Source organism: Mycobacterium sp. 3519A (genome assembly GCF_900240945.1).
Taxonomy (GTDB): domain Bacteria; phylum Actinomycetota; class Actinomycetes; order Mycobacteriales; family Mycobacteriaceae; genus Mycobacterium.
This window is the reverse complement of sequence record NZ_OESG01000012.1, coordinates 558,296-585,034: the sequence shown is the minus strand read 5'-3', so window position 1 is coordinate 585,034 and position 26,739 is coordinate 558,296. Positions and strand designations below refer to the sequence as shown.

Annotated in this window: 22 protein-coding genes; 12 read left to right on the top strand and 10 right to left on the bottom strand. The window is 67.1% G+C overall.

Annotation, left to right across the window (positions count from 1 at the left end):
* Positions 1-66: 66 nt before the first annotated feature.
* Genes C1A30_RS05050 through C1A30_RS05035 form a run of 4 tightly spaced genes read left to right on the top strand, consistent with a single transcriptional unit; the run spans position 67 to position 2,635 of the window.
* Positions 67-261, top strand: a complete 195-nt coding sequence (locus tag C1A30_RS05050) for a ubiquitin-like protein Pup (RefSeq protein WP_101947135.1) — start codon at positions 67-69, stop codon at positions 259-261.
* A complete protein-coding gene (gene prcB, locus C1A30_RS05045) occupies positions 258-1,163 on the top strand; it encodes a proteasome subunit beta (protein WP_200828161.1) in 906 nt (301 codons plus the stop codon). Before C1A30_RS05050 ends, prcB begins: the two co-directional genes overlap by 4 nt.
* The gene (gene prcA, locus C1A30_RS05040) at positions 1,160-1,897 is read left to right on the top strand and encodes a proteasome subunit alpha (protein ID WP_101947134.1); all 738 of its coding nucleotides are present in this window, start codon (positions 1,160-1,162) and stop codon (positions 1,895-1,897) included. The genes prcB and prcA overlap by 4 nt, the downstream gene beginning before the upstream one ends.
* Positions 1,898-1,906: 9 nt before the next feature.
* Entirely contained in the window at positions 1,907-2,635 is a 729-nt protein-coding gene (locus C1A30_RS05035) for a YqjF family protein (protein ID WP_101947133.1), read from the top strand.
* A gap of 95 nt (positions 2,636-2,730) precedes the next feature.
* Here the strand turns inward: C1A30_RS05035 and C1A30_RS05030 are convergent, their stop codons facing one another.
* Positions 2,731-3,396: a GntR family transcriptional regulator gene (locus C1A30_RS05030; RefSeq protein WP_101947132.1), complete on the bottom strand. Its 666-nt coding sequence runs from the start codon at positions 3,394-3,396 to the stop codon at positions 2,731-2,733.
* Between the two features lie 106 nt (positions 3,397-3,502).
* Here C1A30_RS05030 and C1A30_RS05025 point away from each other — a divergent pair, with 106 nt between their 5' ends.
* Genes C1A30_RS05025 through C1A30_RS05000 form a run of 6 tightly spaced genes read left to right on the top strand, consistent with a single transcriptional unit; the run spans position 3,503 to position 11,621 of the window.
* The gene (locus tag C1A30_RS05025; RefSeq protein WP_369974094.1) at positions 3,503-4,735 is read left to right on the top strand and encodes a sarcosine oxidase subunit beta family protein; all 1,233 of its coding nucleotides are present in this window, start codon (positions 3,503-3,505) and stop codon (positions 4,733-4,735) included.
* A 24-nt stretch (positions 4,736-4,759) separates the two neighbouring features.
* The gene (locus C1A30_RS05020; protein WP_101947130.1) at positions 4,760-5,035 is read left to right on the top strand and encodes a sarcosine oxidase subunit delta; all 276 of its coding nucleotides are present in this window, start codon (positions 4,760-4,762) and stop codon (positions 5,033-5,035) included.
* The gene (locus C1A30_RS05015; RefSeq protein WP_101947129.1) at positions 5,035-7,887 is read left to right on the top strand and encodes an FAD-dependent oxidoreductase; all 2,853 of its coding nucleotides are present in this window, start codon (positions 5,035-5,037) and stop codon (positions 7,885-7,887) included. Before C1A30_RS05020 ends, C1A30_RS05015 begins: the two co-directional genes overlap by 1 nt.
* Complete coding sequence (locus C1A30_RS05010; RefSeq protein WP_101947128.1) at positions 7,880-8,458, top strand: sarcosine oxidase subunit gamma; 579 nt, start codon at positions 7,880-7,882, stop codon at positions 8,456-8,458. Before C1A30_RS05015 ends, C1A30_RS05010 begins: the two co-directional genes overlap by 8 nt.
* On the top strand, positions 8,455-10,500 hold the full coding sequence (locus C1A30_RS05005) for an NADH:flavin oxidoreductase (protein WP_101947127.1): 2,046 nt from the start codon (positions 8,455-8,457) through the stop codon (positions 10,498-10,500). Before C1A30_RS05010 ends, C1A30_RS05005 begins: the two co-directional genes overlap by 4 nt.
* A 35-nt stretch (positions 10,501-10,535) precedes the next feature.
* Entirely contained in the window at positions 10,536-11,621 is a 1,086-nt protein-coding gene (locus C1A30_RS05000) for an S-(hydroxymethyl)mycothiol dehydrogenase (protein ID WP_101947126.1), read from the top strand.
* A 95-nt stretch (positions 11,622-11,716) separates the two neighbouring features.
* Here the strand turns inward: C1A30_RS05000 and C1A30_RS04995 are convergent, their stop codons facing one another.
* Positions 11,717-14,173, bottom strand: coding sequence for an FAD-dependent oxidoreductase (locus C1A30_RS04995; RefSeq protein WP_101947125.1), 2,457 nt, complete (start codon positions 14,171-14,173; stop codon positions 11,717-11,719).
* Positions 14,173-15,876, bottom strand: coding sequence for a choline dehydrogenase (betA, locus tag C1A30_RS04990; RefSeq protein ID WP_101947124.1), 1,704 nt, complete (start codon positions 15,874-15,876; stop codon positions 14,173-14,175). Before betA ends, C1A30_RS04995 begins: the two co-directional genes overlap by 1 nt.
* A gap of 98 nt (positions 15,877-15,974) precedes the next feature.
* Between betA and C1A30_RS04985 the strand changes: the two genes are divergently transcribed.
* A complete protein-coding gene (locus tag C1A30_RS04985) occupies positions 15,975-16,751 on the top strand; it encodes an IclR family transcriptional regulator (RefSeq protein WP_101947123.1) in 777 nt (258 codons plus the stop codon).
* Between the two features lie 8 nt (positions 16,752-16,759).
* On the opposite strand, the gene C1A30_RS04980 is transcribed toward C1A30_RS04985, so the two are convergent.
* From C1A30_RS04980 to C1A30_RS04950, 7 genes are all read right to left on the bottom strand, one after another.
* Positions 16,760-17,881, bottom strand: coding sequence for an aromatic ring-hydroxylating dioxygenase subunit alpha (locus C1A30_RS04980; protein ID WP_101947122.1), 1,122 nt, complete (start codon positions 17,879-17,881; stop codon positions 16,760-16,762).
* A 26-nt stretch (positions 17,882-17,907) separates the two neighbouring features.
* Positions 17,908-19,077, bottom strand: coding sequence for an NAD(P)/FAD-dependent oxidoreductase (locus C1A30_RS04975; protein ID WP_101947121.1), 1,170 nt, complete (start codon positions 19,075-19,077; stop codon positions 17,908-17,910).
* Positions 19,074-19,433, bottom strand: a complete 360-nt coding sequence (locus C1A30_RS04970; protein WP_101947120.1) for a bifunctional 3-phenylpropionate/cinnamic acid dioxygenase ferredoxin subunit — start codon at positions 19,431-19,433, stop codon at positions 19,074-19,076. The genes C1A30_RS04975 and C1A30_RS04970 overlap by 4 nt, the downstream gene beginning before the upstream one ends.
* 125 nt (positions 19,434-19,558) lie before the next feature.
* Positions 19,559-20,536, bottom strand: coding sequence for an ABC transporter substrate-binding protein (locus tag C1A30_RS04965; protein WP_101947119.1), 978 nt, complete (start codon positions 20,534-20,536; stop codon positions 19,559-19,561).
* Entirely contained in the window at positions 20,533-22,584 is a 2,052-nt protein-coding gene (locus C1A30_RS04960; RefSeq protein WP_235009655.1) for a proline/glycine betaine ABC transporter permease, read from the bottom strand. Before C1A30_RS04960 ends, C1A30_RS04965 begins: the two co-directional genes overlap by 4 nt.
* The gene (locus C1A30_RS04955; RefSeq protein ID WP_235009654.1) at positions 22,584-23,678 is read right to left on the bottom strand and encodes a glycine betaine/L-proline ABC transporter ATP-binding protein; all 1,095 of its coding nucleotides are present in this window, start codon (positions 23,676-23,678) and stop codon (positions 22,584-22,586) included. Before C1A30_RS04955 ends, C1A30_RS04960 begins: the two co-directional genes overlap by 1 nt.
* Before the next feature lie 56 nt (positions 23,679-23,734).
* Positions 23,735-25,213 (bottom strand): aldehyde dehydrogenase family protein, encoded by a 1,479-nt coding sequence (locus C1A30_RS04950; protein ID WP_235009653.1) that lies wholly within the window; start codon positions 25,211-25,213, stop codon positions 23,735-23,737.
* Positions 25,214-25,462: 249 nt separating this feature from the next.
* Between C1A30_RS04950 and glyA the strand changes: the two genes are divergently transcribed.
* Entirely contained in the window at positions 25,463-26,731 is a 1,269-nt protein-coding gene (glyA, locus tag C1A30_RS04945) for a serine hydroxymethyltransferase (RefSeq protein ID WP_101947117.1), read from the top strand.
* The last annotated feature ends 8 nt before the right edge of the window (positions 26,732-26,739 follow it).

The following is a 26,739-nucleotide window of genomic DNA, read 5'->3' as shown; positions in this document are numbered from 1 at the left end:
CGACGAACGGTAGGGTGGAGTAACGGCGGGCGCAGGGAGCCCGCCGATGACTATCAGGAGGGAGCGATGGGTCAGGGGCAGACCAAGCGGGGCGGGGGCGGCGGCGAGGACGACGACCTCACCGGCAGCACTGCCGCCGGGCAGGGGCGTCGCGAGAAGCTGGCCGAGGAGACCGACGACCTGCTCGACGAGATCGACGACGTTCTCGAGGAGAACGCCGAGGACTTCGTCCGTGCGTACGTCCAGAAGGGTGGACAGTGACCTGGCCGTACCGCGAACAGCTGGCCATCCCGTCACCCCAATCAGGAGCACCCTCCATCCCTGTGGATTTGTCGTCCTTTTCTGACCTGCTGCGCCGTCAGGCGCCCGAACTCCTGCCGATCAACCGGGCCGCGTCCGCGTCCGTCGTTCCCGGTGACGCGGTTCCGCACGGCACCACCATCGTCGCGCTGAAGTTTCCCGGCGGTGTGGTGATGGCGGGCGACCGCCGCTCCACCCAGGGCAACATGATCGCAAGCCGCGACGTGCAGAAGGTGTACATCACCGACGACTACACGGCCACCGGCATCGCGGGCACGGCGGCTATCGCCGTCGAGTTCGCCCGTCTCTACGCCGTCGAACTCGAACACTACGAGAAGACCGAAGGCGTGCCGCTGACGTTCCGCGGCAAGGTGAACCGGCTCGCGACCATGGTGCGCGGCAATCTCGGCGCGGCGCTGCAGGGCTTCGTCGCGCTGCCGCTGCTGGCGGCCTACGACCTCGACGACCCGAACCCGGAGGCGGCGGGGCGCATCGTGTCGTTCGACGCGGCGGGCGGCTGGAACCTCGAGGAAGAGGGCTACCAGTCGGTGGGCTCGGGCTCGATCTTCGCCAAGTCGTCGATGAAGAAGCTGTATTCGCAGGTGACCGACGGCAATTCGGCCTTGCGGGTGGCGGTGGAAGCGTTGTACGACGCCGCCGACGACGATTCCGCGACCGGTGGACCAGACTTGGTGCGCGGCATCTTCCCGACCGCGGTGATCCTGCAGGCCGAGGGCGCCGAAGAGGTGCCTGAGACCAGGATCGCCGAGCTGGCCCGCGAGGTCATCGAAAGCCGGTCCCGCTCGGACACTTTCGGCCCCGACGCACAACACCGTAGCGCCGACGCGCGAGGAGACTCGTGAGCTTTCCATACTTCATCTCGCCCGAGCAGGCGATGCGCGAGCGTTCGGAGCTCGCACGCAAAGGCATCGCCCGCGGTCGCAGCGTGGTGGCGCTGGCGTACTCCGGCGGCGTGCTGTTCGTCGCCGAGAACCCGTCGCGGTCGCTGCAGAAGGTCAGCGAGCTCTACGACAGGGTGGGCTTCGCCGCCGTCGGCCGGTTCAACGAGTTCGACAACCTGCGTCGCGGTGGCATCCAGTTCGCCGACACCCGCGGCTACGCCTACGACCGTCGCGACGTGACGGGCAGGCAACTGGCCAACGTGTACGCGCAGACGCTGGGCACCATCTTCACCGAGCAGGCCAAGCCGTACGAGGTGGAGCTGTGCGTGGCCGAGGTGGCCCACTTCGGCGAGACCAAAGCGCCTGAGCTGTACCGGATCACCTACGACGGATCCATCGCCGACGAGCCGCATTTCGTGGTGATGGGCGGGACCACCGACCCGATCACCGCGGCGCTCAACGAGTCGTACTCGGAGAACCTCGGGTTGTCCGACGCGGTCAAGGTCGCCGTCGAGGCGCTGAAGGCGGGCGCCAATGGCGGCGCTGAACCGCGCCAATTGGGGCCCGCGACGCTGGAGGTCGCGATCCTGGACGCGAACCGACCGCGTCGCGCGTTCCGCCGGATCACCGGCTCTGCGTTGGAAGCCGTTCTGCCCGTTGAGGATTCGGACCCGAAGCCGTCGGACGGCGGTTAGCTCCTCGCCATGGCCGAGTCGGTGACGCCCTACGCGCCGATTCTGCCCAGGCCGCGGATGCTGCGGCAGCGGTGGCTCAACCTGTCCTTCCTGCATTGGGCGGTCGAACCGGCGGACATCGCCCACCTGTATCCGCCGGGCACCGAGCCTGACACCTTCGAGGGCCGCAGCTTCGTCGGCGTCGTGCCGTTCCAGATGTCGCTGTTCGGCACGTTCCTCGAGACCAACGTCCGGTTGTACTCGGTGGATCAGACGGGCCGCCGCGGGGTGGTGTTCCTGTCGCTGGACACCACCCGACTTGACATCGTCGCGGGCGGTCGGTGGGTGTTCGGGGTGCCCTACCGATGGGCCCGCATGAGCTATCGCGCGAACGGCGACCGCCGCGTCTACACGTCGACGCTGCGCTGGCCGAACGTCATGGCGTCGAGTTCCATCGAAGTGCGCGTGGGTGATTCGCTGGCGTGCGGGCCGCTCGAGCACTATCTGACCGCACGGTGGGGCGCGCACGTGGTGCGCGCCGGGCGCACCTGGTACGTGCCCAACGAGCATCCGGTGTGGGCGCTGCGACGCGCGGAGTTGATCGACTTCAGCGACGACGGGCTGCTGGCATCCGTCGGGCTGGGCGAACTCGGCCGACGAGCGCCGGACCATGTGGCGTACAGCGACGGTGTCGCGGCGCGCTTCGGCAGGCCGGTGCGCGCGACCACCCCGCGCGCGGGCACGCCGCGAGCGCGTTGATCAGCGATCGGCCACCGTTCGCCGAAACTGTATTCCAACAGGCCTCTACTCGAACTTTTCCTGCACGGCTGCAATCTCGACGGTCCGCGCGCGGGCTAAAGGACTGCGCGGACGGCCTTTTCGAAACCGGCGACGTGTTCGGCGGCCAGTTTGGCGGCCAGCTCGGCGTCGCCGTCGATGATCGCCCGCAGCAGCGACACGTGTTCGGTGACGTGCTCGGCCACGTTCGACAACCGGTCCAGGAACAGACACCAGATGCGGGTGGCGTGGGCATCCTGGCAGACGAGCACGTCCTCGAGATACGGGTTGCCGGAGGCCTTGTAGATCGCGGTGTGCACCCGCACGTCGAACCGCAGCAGCGTGCGCGGGTCGTCGGCGGGATCGAGTTTGGCGATGTCGTCGGCGAGTTCCGACAGTTTGGCCTTGGTCTCCTGGGAGGCGGCGGTGGCGGCGCGGGCGGCGACGACCGGCTCCAGCTGCCTGCGGATCTCCTGGATGTGCGCGAGGTCGGTGATGTCGACGGTGGTGGCGAACGTGCCGCGGCGGGGATAGGCGATCACCAGGCGGTCGCGCTCGAGCCGCTTGAGCGCCTCGCGCACCGGGGTGCGGCCGAACCCGAGCTGGCGGGCCAGGCCCTCGTCGTTGATCGGCTCGCTGGGCCGGATGTCGAGCATGATCAGGCGCTCGCGAATGATCTGATAGGCCAGGTCGGCGTTGGACTGGGTGGCGCCCTCGCCGGTGTCGACCAGTTCCACGCTCATCTCGGTCTCCTGTCGGACATTGACCCTTGACGTGCAAATCAACGTACCATACTGTGCTCCACAACTGATATATCAGTTACGAAACGACTGTTCGATGGAGAGCCGCGTGAGTCCTCAGGCGCCGGGCGCGCACCTGCCCGATCATCCCGATTTCCTCTGGCGCAATCCCGAGCCGAAGCGGTCCTACGACGTCGTGATCATCGGCGGCGGCGGGCATGGCCTGGCGACCGCGCACTATCTGGTGCGCAACCACGGCATCACCAACGTGGCGGTGCTGGAGAAGGGCTGGCTCGCGGGCGGCAACATGGCCCGCAACACGACGTTGATCCGGTCGAACTATCTGTGGGACGAAAGCGCCGCGATCTACGAGCACTCGCTGAAGTTGTGGGAGGGCCTCGAGGACGACCTCGGCTATCCGATCCTGTTCAGCCAGCGCGGGGTGCTCAACCTGGCGCACAGCCTGCAGGACGTCCGCGACAGCGTCCGTCGCGTAGAAGCCAACGTGCTCAACGGAATCGACGCCGAGTGGCTCGAACCGGACGAGGTCAAGAAGATCTGCCCGATCGTCAACATCTCCGCCGATCTGCGCTACCCGGTGCTCGGCGCGACGTATCAGCCCAGGGCCGGGATCGCCAAACACGACTACGTCGCTTGGGGTTTCGCGCGTCGGGTCGACGCGGCGGGCGTGGATCTGCTGCAGGGCTGCGAGGTCACCGGCTTCGTCACCGACGGGGACCGGATCACCGGGGTACGCACCACGCTCGGCGACATCTCGGCCGGGCAGGTCGCCATGTGCGCGGCGGGCCACACCTCGGTGCTCACCGACATGCTCGGATTCCGGGTGCCGCTGCAGAGTCATCCGCTGCAGGCGCTGGTCTCGGAGTTGCTCGAACCCGTGCACCCGACCATCGTGATGTCCAACGCCGTGCACGTCTATGTGTCCCAGGCGCACAAGGGCGAACTGGTGATGGGCGCAGGCATCGACTCGTACAACGGGTACGGGCAGCGCGGCGCGTTCCACATCATCGAGCGGCAGATGGCGGCGGCCGTCGAACTGTTCCCGATCTTCGCCAGGGCACATCTGCTGCGCACCTGGGGCGGCATCGTCGACACCACGCCCGACGCCTCGCCGATCATCGGCCGCACCCCGTACCGCAACCTGTACCTCAACTGTGGTTGGGGCACAGGCGGATTCAAGGCCACCCCCGGCATCGGTTGGTGCATGGCCGACACCATCGCCAACGACGAACCCCACCCGTACGTGGCCCCGTTCCACCTGGACCGGTTCGTCACGGGAGCGCTTGTCGACGAACACGGCGCCGCCGCCGTCGCGCACTGAGACTTTCAAAAGACGGGAGCAGCAATGCAACTCATCGAATGCCCGTACTGCGGGCCCCGTGAAGAGGCCGAATTCCATTACGGCGGGCAGGCGCACGTCGCCTACCCCGACGACCCGTACGTGCTGACCGACGAACAGTGGGCGCATTACGTGTTCTTCCGCGCCAACCCCAAGGGCAAGTTCACCGAGCGCTGGGTGCACAGCGCCGGATGCCGGCGGTGGTTCAACGCCGTGCGCGACACCGCGACCTATCGCTTCGAGACTGTCTACCGCATCGACGATCCGAAACCGGTGATCTGATGACCGCACCGTTCCGCACCGCCAAGGGTGGCCGCATCGATCGCGGCGGCCGCCACGAATTCACCTTCGACGGTCGCACCTACACCGGCCATCCCGGTGACACGTTGGCGTCGGCACTGCTCGCCAACGGCGTGCACAAGATCGCAACCAGCGTCAAACTCGGCCGCCCGCGCGGCATCTCAGCGGCATGGGCCGAGGACACCGGCGGACTGGTGCAGATCGAGACCCCGTTCCCCGAACCCATGCTGCTGGCCTCGACGGTCGAGTTGTACGACGGACTGGCTGCCCGCGGCCTGCCGGGACAGGGCAGGCTGGCCGACATCGCCGACTCCGCCCGCTACGACGCGATGCATGCGCGCGCCGATGTGCTGATCGTCGGCGCGGGGCCCGCCGGACTGAGCGCGGCGCTGACCGCGGCGCGCTCCGGCGCCAGGGTGGTGCTGGTCGACGAGCAGTCCGAGGCCGGTGGTTCGCTGCTCGGCAGCACCGACCGGATCGGCGGCGCCGACGCCCTGGACTGGGTGCAGGCCGCCGTCGAGGAGTTGGCGACCTACCCCGAGGTCCGACACCTGCAGCGCACCACCGCATTCGGGCACTACGACGACGGCTTCGTCCTTGCCCTCGAGCGGCGCACCGACCACCTCGGTGCCGCCGCGCCGGCAGGCATCTCACGCCAACGAGTGTGGCGCATCCGCGCCAGTCACGTGCTGATCGCAACCGGTGCCCACGAGCGGCCCATCGTGTTCGCCGACAACGACCTGCCCGGAATCATGCTGGCGCACAGCGCGAGAACCTTCCTGCACCGCTACGGCGTGCTGGTCGGGCACACGACGGTGGTGTTCACCACCAACGACAGCGCCTACGCCGCCGCGTTCGACCTGGCCGATGCTGGTGTGCAGATCCAGCTGGTCGTCGACGCCCGCGCCAAGGTGCCGGATGCGCTGAAGGACGCGTGCGACCGCAGAGGCATTCCACTGCGGGCAGGCGCCGTCGTCACCGGAACCCGGGGTGAGGACCGCATCACCGACGCCCTGATCGCTGACTTCGACGGCACGAATACCGCTGCCGCCGAGACTGTTTCGTGTGACACGCTGTTGGTCAGCGGCGGCTGGAACCCGGCGGTGCACCTGTTCAGCCAGGCCCGGGGCGTGCTGCGCTACGACGCGGCGCTGGGTGGCTTCGTCCCCGGCGAGCACCTCGACGGCGTCAGCGTCGCGGGCGCGGCCAACGGCGTCATGGATCTGGCGGGTTGCCTGCGCGAGGGGCGGGACTCGGCGGCCGCGGCGCTCGGTGTGGCGGCGCATGATCCGCTGCCCGAGGGTTCGGAGGTTGCCGCAGGCCCCGGTCTGGTGTTGTGGCGGGTGCCGGGACGTGAGCAGGATCAGTTCGTCGACATTCAGCGCGACGCCACCGTCGCCGATGTGGCGCGCGCGGTGGGCGCGGGGATGCGCTCGGTGGAGCACATCAAGCGCTACACCACCATCGGCACGGCGCACGACCAGGGCAAGACGTCGGGTGTGATCGCCTCCGGTATCACCGCCGAACTGCTCGGCGTGCCCATCGAGAAGTTGGGCACCACCACATTTCGGCCGCCGTACACGCCGGTCGCATTCGCCGCGTTGGCGGGCCGCGACCGGGGCGCGTTGTTCGACCCGGAGCGCACCACGGCGCTGCACGACTGGCACGTCGCCAACGGCGCGGTGTTCGAGGACGTCGGGCAGTGGAAGCGTCCGCGGTACTATCCGCTGGGCGGCGAGGCCGCCATAGAAAGTATGGACGATGCGGTGCTACGCGAATGTGCCGCCGTGCGAACAAGTGTCGGCATCCTCGACGGGTCGACGCTGGGCAAGATCGACGTGTCCGGCCGTGACGCCGCCGAACTGCTCGACCGCATCTACACCAACCTGATGAGCAGCCTGAAGGTCGGCGCTGTCCGCTACGGCGTGATGTGCGGTGTCGACGGCATGGTGATCGATGACGGCACCGTGATGCGGCTGGCCGACGACCGGTTCCTGGTGTACACCACCACCGGCGGTGCGGCGAAAATCCTTGACTGGATGGAGGAGTGGCTGCAGACGGAATGGCCGCAACTGCAGGTGTCGCTCGCCTCGGTGACCGATCACTGGGCGACGTTCCCGGTGGTCGGCCCGCGGTCACGGGACGTGATCGGGGCGGTGTTCGGCGACGTCGACGTCAGCAACGAGGCCTTCCCGTTCATGACCTGGCGGTCGACCAGCCTGGCCGGGGTGCCGGTGCGGTTGGGCCGGGTCAGCTTCTCCGGTGAACTGGCCTACGAGGTCAACGTCGATTGGTGGCATGCGCCCGCGGTGTGGGAGCGGTTGATCGCGGCGGGAGCCCCGTACGGCATCACGCCGTACGGCACCGAGACCATGCACGTGCTGCGCGCGGAGAAGGGCTATCCGATCATCGGGCAGGACACCGACGGCACGGTCACTCCACACGATCTCGGGATGGCATGGGCGGTGTCGAAGAAGAAGCCCGACTTCATCGGCAAGCGCTCGTTCAGCAGGGCGGAGAACCAGAACCCGTCGCGTAAACAACTCGTCGGGCTGTTGCCGGTCGACAGGGTCAGCCGACTGCCTGAGGGATCGCAGATCGTCGAGTTCTGTGACGGCGATGTGCTTCCGCCGCCGCCGGTGCCGATGCTGGGGCACGTCACCTCCAGTTACCGAAGCGCCGAGCTCGGCCGCACGTTCGCACTGGCGCTCGTCAAGGCGGGACAGTCCCGCATCGGCGAGACGCTGCATGTGCCGGTCGACGGAGCGCTGATCCCCGTCGAAATCACCGGTTCGGTATTGGTCGACCCGGAAGGAGCGCGCCGCGATGGCTGACACCCTGCAACGCACCAGCCCGTTAGAGCCGTGGGCGGGACGGTTCGCCGAACTGTCCGATTCGGTGTCGATCGCCGAGGAACCGTTCGTCACGATGGTCGAACTGCGCGCCGACGCTTCTGGTGTTGATGCAGTGACCGGAGTGCTCGGGATCGAACCGCCGACGGCTGCGTCCACCTACGCCAAAGGCACTGACACCACGGTGATTTGGCTCGGCCCCGACGAATGGTTGGTGACCGGCACTCAGTTGGCGGGCGCCGATCTGGAGGCCCGGCTGCGCGAGGCCCTCGCGCCGCACGGCGGCAGCGCCGTCGACGTCTCCGCACAACGCACCACGCTGCGATTGCGCGGCCGCCACAGCCGCGACGTCCTGAGCAAGGGGTGCGCCATCGACGTGCATCCGACGAAGTTCGGCGAAGGGGCGGCTGTGCAGACCACTTTGGGGCGCACCGGGATCGTGCTGCTGGCCGTCGACGACAGCGGCGCCGACTACCGCATTCTGGTCCGCTCGTCGTTCGCCCGCTATCTGGCCGATTGGTTACTCGACGCCGCGCAGGAGTACTCGCTATGACTCGTCAGCTCATCGACCCGTTGATGCAGCCGTTCGAACTGAAGCATCTGACGCTGCGCAACCGCGTGGTCAGCACCTCGCACGAACCGTCCTATACCGAAGACGGAATGCCCAAGGCGCGCTACCGCCTCTACCACGAGGAAAAGGCGAAGGGCGGCATCGGGTTGACCATGATGGGCGGGTCCGCGGTCGTCGCGCCCGACAGCCCGGCCGCATTCGGCAACCTGCACGTCTACAAGGACGAAATCGTGCCGTGGCTACGCGAACTCGCCTACGGCGTGCACGAGCACGGCACCGCGCTGATGTGCCAGATCACCCATCTGGGCCGGCGCACCAGCAACTACGACGGCGACTGGCTGCCGGTGGTGTACCCGTCGCCGCTGCGGGAGCCCGCGCACCGGGCGTTCCCGAAGGTGGCCGAGGAGTGGGATATGGACCGCATCGTGCGGGCCTACGCCGACGCCACCTCCCGGTGCCGCGAGGCAGGCCTGGACGGCATCGAGATCGAGGCCTACACTCACCTGCTCGATGCGTTCTGGTCGCCGCTGACCAACCACCGCGACGACGAGTTCGGCGGCAGCCTCGAAGCGCGGATGCGGTTCCCGCTGAGGGTGATTCGCGCGGTGCGCGAGGCGGCGGGGCCCGACTTCGCCGTCGGTATCCGGATGTCTTTCGACGAGGAGATGCCCGGCGGCCTCGGCCGCGAGGAGGCGCTCGCGATCGCGCAGCAGGTGGTCGCCGAGGGCGTCGACTTCATCAGCATCATCCGCGGATACATGGGCAGCGACGAGGCGTTGTCACGCGTGATCCCGCCGATGGGCACGCCGGTGGCGCCGCATCTGGAGTTCGCCGGCGAGATCAAGCGTCAGGTCGGCGTCCCGGTGATGCATGCGTCCCGGATCAACGACGTGGCGACCGCCAGGCACGCCATCCGCGACGGCCTGCTCGACCTGGTCGGGATGACCCGCGCGCACATCGCCGATCCGCACATCGTGGCGAAAATCCAAGCGGGAGAGGAGGACCGGATCCGACCCTGCGTCGGCGCCAGCCTCTGCCTCGACGAGATCTACCAGGCCCGCGACGCCAAGTGCATCCACAACCCGGCGACGGGTCGGGAGGACCGGTTGCCGCACCACGTGTCGCCCGCGACGGGTACGCCGCGCAAGGCCGTCGTCGTCGGCGCCGGTCCCGCGGGCCTCGAAGCCGCGCGGGTGCTCGGGTTGCGCGGGCATCAGGTGGTGGTGCTGGAGGCCAGCGACGCCGCGGGCGGGCAGATCCGGCTCGCGTCGTCGTCGCCGCGGCGGCGCGACCTCATCGGCATCGTCGACTGGCGACTGGCCGAGTGCAAACACCTCGACGTCGACATCCGGTTCAACACCTACGCCGAGGCCGACGATGTGCTCGCCGAGAATCCCGATCTGGTGGTGGTGGCCACCGGTGGCGTCCCGAACACCGAATTCCTCACCGAGGGCGCACAATTGGTGTCCGACGGGTGGGATGTGCTCAGCGGTGCGTTCCGGGTCAAGGGCGACGTGCTGCTGTTCGACGACAACGGGCAGCATCCCGGCCTCGACGCCGCCGAGGTGCTGGCGCGGGCGGGTGCGAACATCGAGTTCGTCACGCCGGAGCGGACGTTGGCACCTGACGTCGGCGGGGTCAACTACCCCGGCTATTTCAAGGTGTTCGCCGAACACGACGTCCGCGTGACGCTCAACGATCGGCTGACCGCGGTGCGGCGCAAGGACGGCAGGCTCGAAGTCGATCTGTACAACGAGTACGCACACGTCACCCGGCAGCGCATGGTCGACCAGGTCGTCGTCGAGCACGGCACGCTGCCGTCGGACGAGTTGTACTTCGCGCTGGTGCCCGGTTCGTCGAACCTCGGCGAAGTGGACCAGCAAGCGCTGCTCGACCTCAATCCGCAGACAGTTCAACGTAATCCGGACGGGACCTACCAGCTGTTCCGCATCGGCGACGCGGTGGCCAGCCGCAACATCCACGCGGCGGTATACGACGCGTACCGGTTGTGCCTCGCGCTGTAAGCAACCGTTTTCCCACAATCCAGGAAGGTCATCACATGCCACAGCAGGTTCAGGGTGTCATTGCGCGCAGCAAGGGCGCCCCGGTCGAACTGGTCGACATCGTCATCCCCGATCCCGGCCCGAACGACGTGGTCGTGCGCATCCAGGCGTGCGGGGTGTGCCACACCGACCTGACGTATCGCGAGGGCGGCATCAACGACGAGTTCCCGTTCCTGCTCGGCCACGAGGCGGCGGGCGTCGTCGAATCGATTGGTAGCGCGGTCACCCACGTGGCGGTCGGCGACTTCGTCGTGCTGAACTGGCGCGCGGTGTGCGGCAACTGCCGGGCATGCAAGCGGGGCAGGCCGTGGTACTGCTTCGACACCTTCAACGCGAGCGCGCCGATGACGCTGACCGACGGCACCGCGTTGACGCCGGCGCTGGGGATCGGCGCGTTCGCGGACAAAACCCTTGTGCACGAGGGACAGTGCACGAAGGTCGATCCGAATGCCGACCCCGCGGTCGTCGGCCTGCTCGGCTGCGGCGTGATGGCCGGTCTCGGTGCGGCGGTCAACACCGGCAACGTGTCGCGCGGCGACTCTGTCGCGGTGATCGGCTGCGGCGGTGTCGGCGATGCCGCGATCGCCGGTGCCCGGTTGGCGGGCGCCTCACCGATCATCGCGATCGACCGCGACCCCAAGAAGCTGCAGATGGCAGTCGAATTGGGCGCCACCCACACCGTCGACGCGTCGAAGGTGGACGCTGTGGCCGCCGTGCAGGACCTGACCGACGGCTTTGGCGCCGACGTGGTCGTCGACGCGGTCGGCCGCCCGGAGACCTGGAAGCAGGCCTTCTACGCGCGTGATCTCGCGGGCACCGTGGTGCTGGTGGGCGTGCCGACTCCCGATATGACGCTGGAGATGCCGCTGATCGACTTCTTCTCCCGCGGCGGGTCGCTGAAGTCGTCATGGTACGGCGACTGCCTGCCCGAGCGTGACTTCCCGGCGCTGGTGGATCTCTACCAGCAGGGCAGGCTGCCGCTGGACAAGTTCGTCAGCGAGCGCATCAAGCTGGACCAGGTCGAGGACGCGTTCGCGACCATGCACCGCGGCGAGGTGCTGCGGTCGGTCGTGGTGCTCTGAGCGCCTCGCCCCATTGCGCCGACGCTACGGTTTATGACGGATTTCGTCGCGAATTCCGTCATAAACCGTAGTCTGGGCGGCGCCGACGGCGCCGCTTAGGACCGGACCCGCGTCATCTCCGGGTCGACGAGCGGTTCGGCGGCGACGGTGGCCGCAATCCGCCGGTCGAAGTACTGGATCTCGATGCGGGTGCCTTCCGTCGCCGAAGCAGGCAGCCACGCGTACGCCACCGGCGCGCCGACGGTGTGCCCGAACGCGGCGCTGGTGATGTATCCGACCGGCGTGCCGTCGAGGAACACCGGCTCGCTGCCCATCACGACCGATACACCGTCGTCGACGGTCACGGTCCTCAGCCTTCGCTCGACCGTCGAATCCGAAACACCCTGCAGGGCCGCGTATCCGACGAAGTCGGTTTTCTTCGGCGACACCGCGAAGCCGAGACCGGCCTCGTACGGGTTGTGTTCGGTGGTCATGTCGGTGCCCCACGCGCGGTAGCCCTTTTCGATGCGCAGGCTGTTGAAGGCGGCCCGTCCCGCGGCGATCACGTCGTGCTGCTGGCCCTCCGCCCACAGCACGTCCCAGAGCCGCAGCCCGTACTCGGCGCTGGTGTAGAGCTCCCAGCCCAGCTCGCCGACGTAGGACAGTCGCATGGCGGTGACCGGAATACCGGCGATGCGAACGGATTTCGTGCGGAAGTACTTGAAGTCCGCGTTCGAGAAGTCGTCATGGCTCAGCGCCGAGACGACATCGCGGGCACGCGGGCCCCACAGCCCGATGCAGCAGGTGGCGCCGGTGATGTCGCGGACCTGGACGCCGTCGTCGGCCAACCGGCGGAAGTAGTCGAGATCGATGTTGCCGTTGGCCCCGACCTGGAACCGGTCCTCGGCCAACCGGGCCACGGTGAGGTCGCTGCGGATGCCCCCTGCGTCGTCGAGCAGAAGGGTGTACGTCACCGAACCGACTGACTTGTCCATCTTGCCGGTGGTCAACCGCTGCAGCAGCGGTAACGCGCCTGGCCCGGCGATCTCGAGTCGCTTGAGCGGCGTCATGTCGTACATCGCGACCGAGGTGCGGGTGCGCCACGCCTCAGCCGCCGCGATCGGCGACCAGAACTGGCCCGACCAGGCGTCGCGAGCGGGCGGCGTCCATTCGGGCGGAAGCTGTTGCAGCAGAGCAGCATTGGCTTCATACCAATGCGGCCGCTCCCAGCCTCCGCTTTCCAGGAAGAACGCGCCCAGTTCCGTCTGCCTGACGTGAAACGGGCTGACCCGAAGGTTCCGCGGCGACATGCGGGGCTGAAGCGGGTGCAGGATGTCGTAGACCTCGACGAAGTTCTGTTGCGACGTCTCGGCGGCGTAATCGGCCGACAGTTGAACGTCTTCGAACCGGTGCACGTCGCAGGTGTGCACGTCGGTGTCGCTGCGGCCGTCGACCAGCAGTTGCGCGACCGCGCGCGCGACACCGGCGGAGTGCGTCACCCAGACGGCTTCGGCGATCCAGAACCCCGACACGTCAGGAGATTCGCCGATCAGCGGGCCGCCGTCAGGGGTGAACGAGAAGATCCCGTTGAAGCCGCTGTCGACCTTGGCCTGCTCCAGGCAGGGGAGTAGCCGCTTGCACTGTTCCCAGGGTTCGGCGAAATCCTCGTCGGTGAACGGCAACATCGACGGCATGCTCGACGCGGAAACGTCGGCGGAGTCGGTGAGGTCACGCAGGTTCACGGGCATCGGGCGGTGCGCGTAGGACCCGATGCCGAGGCAGTCGACGAGTTCTCGGAAATACAGATCCTGGTCCTGATGACGCAGGATCGGCAGGCCTGCCTCCGCGGCCTCGGTGTTGCGGCCGACCAACTGCGGGATCTGGTCGGTCTTGACGTACTGGTGCGCCAGGGGCAGCAGCGGAACGGCCATGCCTGCCATCGCACCGATCTCTGGGCCCCAGAACCCCGCGCACGACACCACGATGTCGGCGTCGACGGTGCCGCCCGACGTCGCGACACCGGTGACGTGGCCACCGCTGTGTTCGATGCCTGTCACCCTGATCGACCCGCGGAACTCTGCGCCGCGCGACTGGGCTCGCCGGATGAGGGCCGCAACGATGCGCGGTGCCTTGGCCAGCCCGTCGGTCGGAACATACAGCCCGCCAAGGATTTTCGACTCGTCGAGCAGCGGATGGATCCGCACGCACTCGGCGGGATCAAGCACACTGCCCTCGACGCCCCACGAGGTGGCCCAGCCCTGGCGGCGGTGCAGTTCGGCGAGGCGCTCCGGCGTCGTCGCCACCTCGAGGCCGCCGACCTGGTTGAAGCACCACTGGCCGTCGAGGTCCATGGCGGCGAACTTCTCGACGGTGTAGCGGGCGAAGTCGGTCATCGCCTTGGTCGCGTTGGTCTGGAAAACCAGTCCCGGCGCGTGGGAGGACGACCCGCCGGTTAACGGCAGCGGCCCCTGATCCAATACGGTGACGCGGTTCCAGCCCCTAGCGGTGAGTTCATCGGCCAGGTTGGCGCCGACGATGCCTGCGCCGATGATGACGACACGCGGAGTGTTCATCAGTTGCGGCTGACGGTTTCCGAGTCGCTTGGCTGCTGTTTGGGTTGATGTCGGTAGAACGGCACCGTCGCGGGCGGAAGCGGGGTGTTGCCGAGGATCAGATCGGCGGCCTTCTCCGCGACCATCATCACCGGGGCGTAGATGTTGCCGTTGGTCACGTACGGCATCACCGACGCGTCAACGACTTTCAGACCTTCGACGCCGTGCACGCCCATGGTCTGCGGGTCGGTCACCGACATCGCATCGGTGCCCATCTTTGCGGTGCACGACGGGTGCAGCGCGGTCTCGGCATCACGCGCCACCCACTCGAGGATCTCCTCGTCGGTCTCGACGCTCGGGCCTGGCGAGGTCTCGCCACCGTTGAACGGCGCCATCGCGGGCTGATTGAGAATGTTTCGAGCGACCCGGACGGCCTCCACCCACTCGCGGCGGTCCTGCTCGGTGGACAGATAGTTGAACCGTAGTGCCGGATGGACTTTCGGGTCGCGGCTGACGATCTTCAGGCTGCCGCGGGCGTCGGAGTACATCGGGCCGACGTGCACCTGGTAGCCCTCGCCACCCTCGGGTTGCGAGCCGTCGTATCGCACGGCGATCGGCAGGAAGTGGAACATCAGGTTCGGATACGCGACGTCGTCGTTGCTGCGGACGAAGCCGCCGCCCTCGAAATGGTTTGTGGCGCCGGGCCCGCGGCGCAGGAACAACCAGTTGGCGCCGATCCACGGCCGGTAGCGCCACTTCAAGTACTTCTGCATGGTCACCGGTTGCTTGCAGGCGTACTGGATGTACACCTCGAGGTGGTCCTGCAGGTTCTCACCGACACCGGGCAGGTCATGGACCACGTCGACGCCGAGGGCCTGCAGTTCGGCCGCGTTGCCGATCCCGGACAGTTGCAACAGTTGCGGGCTGTTGATCGCGCCGCCGCACAAAACGACCTGGCCTGCGTTGACACGTTGGGTCGCGCCGCGACCGTGCCGATACTCGACGCCGACCGCGCGCTTGCCGTCGAACACGATGCGCTCGACGAATGCCCGGGTGAGAACGTCGAGGTTCGGCCGGTTCATCACCGGATGCAGGTACGCGCGAGCCGCCGACAGCCGGCGGCCGTTGCGGATGTTGCGGTCGAACTTCGCGAAACCCTCTTGGCGGTAACCGTTTACGTCGTCGGTGCGGGGATAACCGGCTTGCTCGCCCGCGGTGAAGAACGCCTCGAACAGCGGATTGGTGGCGGGTCCGCGCTCCAGTGCCAGTGGACCGTCGTGGCCGCGATACGGATCGTCGGGCGTTGCGGCCAGACAGTTCTCCATCCGGTTGAAGTACGGCAGGCAGTGCGCGAAGTCCCAGTCGCCCATGCCGGGATCGGCGCCCCAGCGTTCGTAGTCCATCGGATTGCCCCGCTGGAAGATCATCCCGTTGATGCTGCTTGACCCGCCGAGCACCTTGCCGCGGGCGTGGTAGATGCGACGGCCGTGCATGTGAGGTTCGGGTTCGGACTCGTATTTCCAGTCGTAGAACCGGCTTCCGATCGGGAACGGCAACGCGGCGGGCATGTGTACGAACACGTCCCACAGCGAATCGTTGCGTCCGGCCTCGAGCACCAGGACCTTGTTGGCCGGGTCGGCCGAGAGACGGTTGGCGAGCGCGCAGCCTGCCGATCCGCCGCCGACGATTACGAAGTCATACCGAGTGGAAACTTTTCCGGCCATCGCTGTCCTCCTGCGAATCCTGGGTAAAGGCTAGTAGTCAAGAAGCGTGATACGCATCAAGTTCCTCTATGTGCAACCGCTTCTCGTATAGTTGCGCTATGAGCAACGAGCGGGAGAGCGCAGGGGGCGTGCAATCCGTCGACCGTGCCATCAGCGTGTTGGAAATCCTGGCGCAGCGGGGAGAAGCCGGCGTCAGCGAAGTCGCCGCCGACATCGGCGTGCACAAGTCGACCGCGTTCCGGTTGCTCGCCGCGCTCGAGGAGCGCGAACTCGTCGAGCAGACCCAGGAGCGCGGCAAGTACCGTCTCGGCTTCGGCATCCTGCGACTCGCCAGCGCGGTGCCCGGTCAACTGGACATCACCCACCAGGCCCGCGCCATCTGCGAGCAACTCGCCGCGCAAGTCGGCGAAACCGTCAACATCGCGGTGCGCCGTTCGCATTTCGTCGTCAATATCGACCAGGTCCGAGGGCCGAGCGCGGTCGCCACCCACAACTGGGTCGGGGAGCTGACGCCGCTGCACGCCACGTCGAGCGGCAAGGTGCTGTTGGCCTACATGACAGCCGACGAGCGCCGAAAGGTGTTGTCCGCCGCGGGACTTACCCGCCTCACCGCGCACACGATCACCTCGCAACGGCAACTCGAGGACCAAGTCGAGGCCGCCGCCAGCGACGGCTACGCGTCGTCGCTGGAGGAACTCGAAGAGGGGCTCAACGCCGTCGCCGCGCCGGTGCGCGACCACACCGGCGGGGTGATCGCGGCGCTGTCCGTCTCCGGCCCGGTCTACCGGTTCACCGAGGAGCGGCTGCGTGAAGTGACCCCCGACGTCGTCGCCGCTGCCGCGGCGATCAGCAACCGGATGGGTCACCTGGACTGACACGGCGGTCATTTGGTGAGCTTCGCCTGCACCCAGTTGTGGAACTCGCCGATGTGGTGCTCGCTGGGCACCAGCACGCCGCCGTCGCGGTAGGTGCGTGAGTTCATCGCCGGTTGGCACCGCTCGCACGCGGCGAAGTCCTGCTCGTTGACGCGGTGGAACAACTCGACCGAACGGCTGACGTCCCTACCGGATTCGACCACTCCCGGCAGATACAGCCAGTCGCATTCGACGACGGTGCGGTCGGCGGCCATCGGGAACATCCGGTGCAGGATGACGTGGTCGGGCACCAGGTTGACGAACACCTGCGGCTTGATCGTGATCGCGTAGTAGCGCCGGTCCTGCTCCTGCGCGACCGTCGGAATCTGGTCCAGTCCGGCCGAGCCGTCGATCGTAAATCCCTCGATGTTCTCCCCGAATTCGGCGCCGTGCCCGACGTGGTACTGCACCGCCAGCCCGTCGGCGAACTCCGGCAACACCTCGGTCAGTTCGGGGTGGATGGTGGCGCAGTGGTAGCACTCCATGAAGTTCTCGATGATGAGCTTCCAGTTGGCCTTGACGTCGTAGACGATCCGGCGCCCGACGCTCAGGTTGGCGATGTCGTAATGGTCGATCAAGTCGATGCTGCCGAGGCGGTCGTTGACATCCTTGCGGACCGTGTCGTCGAACGACGGCGGGGTGTCGGCCAGGCACACCCACACATATCCCAGCCACTCCTGCACCGCAATGCGGCGCAGCCCGTACTCGACCCGGTCGATGTCCGGCATCTTGGTCAGGTTCGGCGCGGCCACCAGCTTGCCGTCGAAATCGTAAGTCCAAGCGTGGTAAGGACATTGAAACGCACGCTTGGCCTCGCCGCTGTCCTCGGTGCACAGTTGCGCACCGCGGTGCCTGCAGACGTTGAAGAATGCGCGCACCTCCCCGCTGCGCGACCGGGTGATCAGCACGCTCTCGGTGCCGACCTGCACGGTCTTGAACGCGCCTGGCTTGTCGAGTTCGGCAGACCGCACCGCGCAGAACCACATCGACTCGAAGATCTGCGCCTGTTCCATCGCGAAGATCGTCGGGTCGGTGTAGTAGCTGCCGGGCAGCGTCGAGATCAAGCTTTGCGGCAGTCCGACGGTGGTCATCGAAATCCTTTCTGGGGAAAGAAAAGTCAGGCTGGGACAGGAACGAAGGCCAGTTGGCGACGCCATCTGGTGAACAGCTTGGGCTGGTCGACACCGAGCACGGCGACCGGTTCGCCGCCGCGGCGGTAGACGGCGAGGAAGCTGGCGTCGCGCACCGATCCGACCTCGAAGCCGATCTCGTCGCCGGTATGGGCGATGCCGGCGAACTGGATGCGGTGGCCGTACTGGTCGGACCAGAAGTAGGGAGGCTTGACCGGGTTGCCGGTGTGTTGCCCGCCCGCCAGCAGGGTGGCGACCGCGACAGCGGGTCGCTCCAGCGCACCCGTCCAGTGTTCGACGCGGTGCGGAAATCCGACGGCAGGCTCGTGCCAGGCCGCGCAGTCGCCGACCGCGACCACATTGGGTAGGGACGTCGCCCCACCCGCGTCGCAGACGACACCGTTGGCGAGTTCGAGTCCGCTGTCGCGCAGCCACTCGGCATTGGGTATCGCGCCGATGCCGACGACCACGACGTCGGCGGCCAGTCGGCGCCCGTCGGCCAGTTCGACGGCCGTCACCCGGTCCGTGCCGATCAGACCTGCCACCGGCGCACCGCACAGCAACCGGGTGCCGTGTTCGGTGTGCAGCCGTGCCACCGCGGCGCCCAGCTGCACGCCGAGCGGACCGGCCAGCGGCGCCAACGCCGCCTCGACCACGGTCACGTCGAGACCCAATTTGGCTGCGGTGGAAGCGACTTCGGCTCCGATGAAGCCGGCCCCGATGACCACGAGGCGGGCACCGGGATTCAGGTCGGCGCGCAGCGCGACGGCGTCGTCGATGGTCCGCAGCACGTGCACGCCGGCGAGGTGCTCGGCGCCCGGCCAGGTGCGGGCGCGCGCGCCCGTCGCGATCACGATGCCGTCGGCGTGGACCACGGTGCCGTCGTCGAGGTGCACCGCGGCTGCGGCCGGGTCGAGCCTGGTGGCGTGCGCGCCCAGCAGCCAATCGGCCTGCAGGTCGTCGTCGTCGGCTTCCAGCGCCAGGGTGTCCTCGCCGATGTCACCGGCCAGGAATTCCTTCGACAGCGGCGGACGGTCGTACGGCCGGCGGTCTTCGCCGCCGACGACCGTCAGATCGCCGTCGAAACCCTGCGCCCGCAGCGCCCTGGCCGCCGACAGCCCCGCCAGCGAGGCGCCAATGACCGCAACGCTTTTCACTGCCCAGCCCCGCGGGTGGTGACACCGGGGGGAAGGTTGGGCGGCGCATCGTCGAGGACGACGTTGATCACGCCGTCGACAATGACCACCTCGTGCGTGCGCACCGGAAGCTTCGCCGGTGGTTCGTCGACCTGACCGGTGCGCAGGTTGAAACGCGAAGCGTGCAAAGGGCATTCGATCTCGCAGCCCTCGAGCCAGCCGTCGGCCAGTGACGCGTCCTGATGCGTGCAGGTGTCGTCGATCGCGAACACCTCGCCGTCGTCGGTGTGGAAGACGGCGATCGGCGGGTCCGCTTCGACCCTGCGCGCCTCCCCGCGAGGCAGGGCCGCGAGCGGGCAGATTTCCAGCACGACCATGACCTCCTTCGGATGGATTGTTGTAGCGGATTATGAAACACGGTTCGTAATATGCAACAGCCTGCTGGAAATCGCCTGCCCTTGTCAAGAGTCGCGGCGGGTGTTTTTCCGCTTCTCAGCAGGCGTTACGCCGCGTTCTCGGCGCCCGTGCCCGCCAGCCACTTGGCGACCAACTGCGGGTGGGCGTCGATGAACTTCTTGGCGGCCTCGTCGTCACTCATGCCGTCGGCGATCGACCGGGCCACGGAGTTCTGGTCCTCGGCCGTCCACTGGAAGTTCTTCACCAGCGTGTAGGCCGGACTGCCGGATTCCGCGAACTTCGTCGAGACGATCTTGTCCAGGTCGTAGGCCGGGTAGTCGCAGGCGATCTTGGCGGGATCGTCGTCGCAGCCCTTGGTGTAGGGCGGCAGCTTGACCTTGACCATCGGCACCTCGCTCAGCAGCCATTGCGGCGAGTAGAAGTACGCGAGCAGCGGTTTGCGTTGTTGTTGGGCCTGCCGAATGCTCGAGATCAGCGCCGTCTCGCTGCCGCCCTGGACCACCTTGTAGTTCAAGTCGAGGTTGGCCACCAATGCGTCGTCGTTGGTCACGTATGCCGGATCACCGTCGAGCAACTGCCCCTTGTCACCGGATTCGGAGGTCTTGAACAAGTGGGCGTACTTGTTCAGATTGCGCCAGTCGGTGATGTCCGGATACTGCTCGACCATCCACGGCGGCACGTACCAACCGATCTCGCCCTCGATGCCGGTGGAGCCTGCGCTCTGCGCGACGCCCATGTTGTCGATGTACTGCTGCCTGAGGTCGTCGTGGCCCCAGTTCTCGAGGATGGCGTCCACCTGTCCGGTCGACATGCCCTGCCACGACACCTGTTCCGCGATGTGCCGCTGTTTGACGAAGCAGCCCAACACATTCTCGGCGAGGTAGGTGATGACGGCCGCGTTGGCCTCGTACCCGACCCACGAGTTGATGGCCAGGTTGAAGGTGCCGCACGGCCTGGCACCCGGCTTGAGTTCGCCGCGGGCCTGCAGGTCGGACACCTTGGTGGCGTTGCACCCCGATACGAGCAGCGCAAGTGCCACTGCGGCGATGGCGATTCGCTTCATTGGCTGACCCGTCCTATCCGTTTCGATGCGGCCGCGGTAGTTCGGTCGAGGATCGTGCCGAGCAGCACGATGGCCAGACCGGCGGCGAGTCCCTTACCGAACAGGCTGGTCTGCGCGAAGCCGGCCACCACCAGGTAGCCCAGCGCGCCGCCGCCGACCAGACCGGCGACCACCACCATCGAAAGCACATATATGAGGCCCTGATTGGTGGCCAATGTCAGCGAGCGCACCGCCATCGGCAGTTGCACCTTGCTGATCACCTGCCAGGTGTTCGACCCCACCGAGCGCGCCGCTTCGACCGTCTCGGCGGAGACACCGCGGATCCCGTCGGCCATGATCTTGATGGACACCGGCGCCGCGTACACGATGGCCGCGACGATGCCGGTGAACCGCGACGCCGAGAACAACGCCAGGAACGGCACCAGATACACGAACGACGGCATGGTCTGCGCGGCGTCGAGGAACGGTCGGACGAACCTGTCCGCGGTGGGACTGCGACCCATCCACACTCCGACGACGACGCCGAGTGCGACGACGATGACCGTGGCCACCAGCACCGCGGCCAGGGTGTCCATGGTCGCCTGCCACAACTCCAGCGGCCACAGGATCAGAAGCAGGCACACGGCGGTGATCAGCGCCGCGATCCGGCCGCCGACGATCGCCGCGATCACGGTGATCGCCACGAATGTGAGCCACCACGGCGAGTTGTCCAGCAGTTTCTGCAGCGGGTCCAGCGCCACGGCGGTGACCACGTCCTTGATGCCGTTGGTCACTCCGGAGAAGCTGGTCTGCGCCCAGTTGGTCACGGCGTTGGCGGCGTTGATGATCGGCGTGCCGACGTCGAGTCCGATGTGAACGGAACCGAGTTGCAGCGACGACGGGAACAGCGCGACCAACTGGTAGGTGTAGGACAGCCAGATCGCGATCGCCGTGACAACGGCGCCGACGATGATGCCCGGGCGGCGATACTTGTTGGGCTCAGCGGACTTTCGTCGTTGTGTTTCGACGCGCTCGCTGGCCGCGGTGGTGGTCCGGTCCAGGATGATCGCCATGATCACGATGGCCAGGCCGGCGTTGAACGCGGTGCCGACGTCCTGGGTGGACAGCGCCTGGACCACCACCTGGCCGAGGCCGGGCGCGGCGATCAGCGCGGCGATGGTCACCATCGCCAAGGCCGCCATGATGGTCTGGTTGATGCCAAGCACGATGGTGCGCTTGGCCATTGGCAGCAGCGCACCGAACAGTTCCTGCGATCGGGTGGCGCCCAGCGATTCGACGGCCTCACGCGATTCGGAGGGCACCGACCGGATGCCGTGGGCGGTGAGCCGGATGACCGGCGGGGCCGCGTAGATGACGGTCGCGATGATGGCCGCTGCCGGGCCGATCAGGAACGCCAGCGTCAACGGGGCAAGGTAGACGAACGACGGCAGGATCTGCATGAAGTCCAGCACCGGGGTGATCACCCGGTTGAAGCCGTCGGATATTCCCGCCCAGATGCCCAGTGGGATTCCGATCAGCAGCGAGATCGCGACGGCCGCGATGGTCAGCGCCAGTGTCTCCATGCTGTCCTGCCACAGGCCCTGCAGGCCCATGAACAAGAATCCGCACAGGGTGAGCAGTCCGACCTTCCAATTGCCGAGCACCCACGCCAGGAAGGTCAGCAGCACCACCACGCCAAGCCAGCCGATGTAGGGGACGGGCCGGCCGTCCACCGGATGCGCGATCAGGTCGGCGATGGCGGTGCCGAACGCGTCGATCACGGATCGGATGGGGTTGAAGAAATAGGTGAATAGCGGGTTGCTGTTTCGGCCTTCACCGACGCGCGTCTGCAGTTCGGACAGCCAGACGTGCAGCGGTTTGGTGTCGGCGGGGGCCTGCGCCAACGTGTTTCGGCCTGCCAGGAACTGGTACAGGATGATCCACAGCCCGAGCACCGCACACATGACCGCGACGAATTGGGCGGGCCCGCGTTCGGTGAACCACGACGTCCGCGACTGCGCCTCCGGTGACGGTGGCGCAGGGGGAGCATCGACGGCGAGGGTGGCCATCACGCACCGCCCTCGTCGACCTTGCCGATCACCGCGAGGATCTCGCTGCGGCCGACCACGCCGAGCAGTTCGCCGTCCGAGACCACCTTGATCGGCTTGTCGGCGGCCAGCACCGGATCGACGGCGTCGCGAATCACGGTGTCGGGGCTCATTTCGGGACCGTCGAGCGAGTCGTCGGCACGCTTCTCGCGCATGATCCACTTCAGCGTCAGCACCCGTGAGCGCGGCACGTCGCTGACGAATTCGCGGACGTAGTCGTCGGCGGGGGCACCGACCAGTTCGTCGCCGGTGCCGATCTGCACCACCTCGCCGTTGCGCATGATCAGGATCCGGTCGCCCAGCTTGAGCGCTTCGGACAGGTCGTGGGTGATGAACACCATCGTCTTGCCCATCTCGTGGTGCAGACGGATGACCTCGTTTTGCATGTCGCGGCGGATCAGCGGGTCCAGCGCCGAGAACGGCTCGTCGAACAGCAGCATGTCGGGATCGCTGGCCAGCGCGCGGGCCAGGCCGACGCGCTGCTTCATACCGCCCGAGAGCTGATCCGGGTAGGAGTATTCGAATCCGGCGAGGCCGACCAGTTCGGTGACCTCGGCGGCCCGTTGCATCCGTTCCTTCTTCGGGGTGCCCTTGACCTCCAGGCCGTACGCCACGTTCTCCAGCACCCGGCGGTGCGGCAGCAGGCCGAAGTGCTGGAAGACCATCGACACCTTGCGGCGGCGCAGATCGCGCAACTGATTCTCGTCGGCAGACATGATGTCGGTGCCCTGGAACACCACCTGCCCCTTGGTCGGCTCGATGAGCCGGGTCAGGCATCGCACCAACGTCGACTTGCCTGAACCGGACAGGCCCATGACGACGAACACCTCACCGCATCCCACGTCGAAGCTGACGTCCCGGACGGCGACCGCGCAACCCGTCTTCTTCTTGATGTCCTGCACGCTGAGCCGCTCGATCGACTCGTCGCATGCGACATCGGATGCCTTGTTGCCGAAGACCTTCCACAGGCCTTGGACGCTCAGTTCGGCGTCACCGCGGCGGGGAGTGGGCGGCGCGGCCACCGCGGTGGGCGCGCTCTCGGTGTGGATCGCCACGGAAATCTCCTAACTTGATGGGCTGATGAACAAGCGGCGTTCAGGGGATTCGGGGGTCAACCCCGAAACCACCGCTCGGGCCGTGGATTGGTGTTCTGCCAGATGTGTTTGATCTCGCGATACTCGTCGAGACCGACGCGGCCGAGTTCGCGGCCGTTGCCGGAGCGCTTCATGCCGCCCCACTCGGCCTGCGGCACGTAGGGGTGGTAGTCGTTGATCCAGATGGTGCCGTGCCGCAGTCGGTTCGCCACGCGTTGCGCCTTACCGGCGTCCTGCGTCCAGACCGCGCCTGCCAAGCCGTAGACGGTGTCGTTGGCCAACCGTACGGCGTCGTCCTCGTCGGTGAATGTCTCAACAGTCAGCACCGGACCGAACGACTCTTCCTGTGTCACAGTCATTTTCGAGTGGCAACCATCGAGAATAGTTGGGGGATAGAAGAATCCGTCGCGCAAGAGGTCGTCTTCGGGACGACGTCCGCCGCAGCGCAGCACGGCGCCTTCCTCGATACCCTTGGCGACGTAGGCCTCGACCTTGTCGCGGTGCGCGGCCGAGATCAGCGGACCGGTCTCGGCCTCGGGGTCGAACGGTCCGCCGAGCCTGATCCGCTGGGCACGCGCCACGACTTCGTCGACGAACCGGTCGTGGATGGACTGCTCGACGATGAGTCGCGCACCCGCCGAACACACCTGCCCTGAATGCAGAAACACTGCGGTGAGCGCGAAGTCGACCGCGGTGTCGAAATCGGCGTCGGCGAACACCACGTTGGGGTTCTTGCCGCCGAGTTCGAGCGCGACCCGTTTGACGGTCGCGGCGGCGGCGGCCATGACGCGGGTGCCCGAGGGCACACCGCCGGTGAACGACACCATGTCCACGTCGGGGTGTTCCGACAGCGGCGCACCCGCCACGGGCCCGGCGCCGAGCACCAGGTTCGCGACGCCTGCGGGCAGGCCCGCCTCTTCCAGCGCGCGCATCAACAGAACAGCCGTCGACGGCGTCAGTTCGCTTGGCTTCAGCACGAAGGTGTTGCCCGCCAGCAGCGCCGGCGCGACCTTCCAACTCGCTTGCAGCAGAGGGTAATTCCACGGTGTGATCAGTCCGCATACGCCGATCGGCTCGTAGACAAGGCGGCTGATCGCGTCGGCCTTGCCGGTGTCGACGACGCGGCCCGCCTCGGTGCCGCCGACGCCCGCGTAGTAGCGCAGGCAGCCGACGACGTCGTCCATGTCGTATTCGGCCTCGACGATCCGCTTACCGGTGTCGAGCGCCTCGGCGCGGACGAAATCCTTGCGGTCGCGGTCGATCAGGTCGGCGGTGCGCCGCAACACCTCGGCCCGGTCGCGTTCCGGCGTGTGCGGCCAGGGGCCGGTGTCGAAGGCTTCCCGCGCGGCGGCGATCGCAGCGTGGGCGTCCTCGGTGGTTGCCTCTGCCGCCTGGGCGACCAACTGGCCGTCGGCAGGACATCGGATCTCTCGGCGAGCATCGCCGTGCGCGGGGCGCCACTCGCCCGCGATGTACAAATTCAGGTGTTCCGCCACCTAGTCGGCCTCTCGCCCAGCTACGTCAACGTTGCGTATCGCGCAATAGAACCCTCTACATGCAACAGAGTGGACCGTGGCGGACATCACTGTCAAGGGCGGGAGTGAAACGAAACTCGCTGGTAACAAGCCGGACATGGGCACCCTTGACCGTCGAAGCCGCACGCAGCTATGATGCCCGTCACACCCTGATATATCAGTTACTGATTATCTGGTATGCATGATTTTTCCCATGAACGGAGTACGTGCATGAGCGTTCTGGACGCGCACCTGGCGGATTTCGACCCCGAGGTGGCCGAGCTGATCGACAAGGAACTCGACCGACAACGCACCGGCCTGGAGATGATCGCCTCGGAGAATCATGCGCCGCTGGCCGTGATGCAGGCGCAGGGGTCCGTGCTGACCAACAAGTACGCCGAGGGCTATCCAGGTCGGCGCTACTACGGCGGGTGCGGGGACGCCGACGTCATCGAGCAGATCGCGATCGATCGGGTCAAGGCGCTGTTCGGCGCGGGGTTCGCCAACGTCCAGCCACATTCCGGTGCGCCGGCCAACGCCGCGGGGATGCACGCGCTGCTGAAGCCGGGGGACACCATCCTCCGGCTGTCGCTGGACTGCGGTGGGCACCTCACCCATGGGATGCGGCTGAACTTCTCCGGCAAGCTGTACACCGTTGCGGCGTACGGCGTCTCGCGAGACGACTATCGGATCGACATGGACCAGGTGGCTGAGGCGGCCCGCGAGCACCGGCCGCAGATGATCATCGCGGGTTGGTCGGCGTATCCGCGCTATCAGGATTTCGCCCGATTCCGCGAGATCGCCGACGAGGTCGGCGCCTATCTGATGGTCGACATGGCGCATTTCGCGGGTCTGGTTGCGGCAGGCCTGCATCCGTCGCCGGTGCCGCACGCGCACGTGGTCACCTCCACAACGCACAAGACGTTGGGCGGACCGCGCGGCGGCATCATCTTGACCAAGGACGCCGACATCGCGAAGAAGATCAATTCGGCGGTGTTCCCGGGCCAGCAGGGCGGCCCGCTGGAGCACGTGATCGCAGCCAAGGCGGTGGCCTTCAAGATGGCCGCCGAACCCGATTTCGTCGAGCGCCAGCAGCGGGTCGTCGAGGGTGCGCGCATCCTCGCCGAGCGGTTGTCGCAGCCGGACGTTCGGGACGCGGGCATCGCCGTGCTGACCGGCGGCACGGATGTGCATCTGGTGTTGGTCGACCTGCGCAACGCGGAGATCGACGGGCGTCAGGCCGAGGACCGGCTGGCGACGATCGGAATCACGGTGAACCGCAACGCCGTTCCGTTCGATCCGCGGCCGCCGATGGTGACCTCCGGGCTGCGCATCGGCACGCCCGCGTTGGCGGCCCGCGGATTCGCGGCGGAGGATTTCGCCGCCGTGGCGGATCTGATCGCGCAGTGCTTGATCGCGGCGCCGGACGCGGACACCGCGAAGCTTGCCCGTGGCGTGAGTGAACTCGCCGAGCGTCACCCGCTGTACCCGCAGCTCTGACCGGGAAG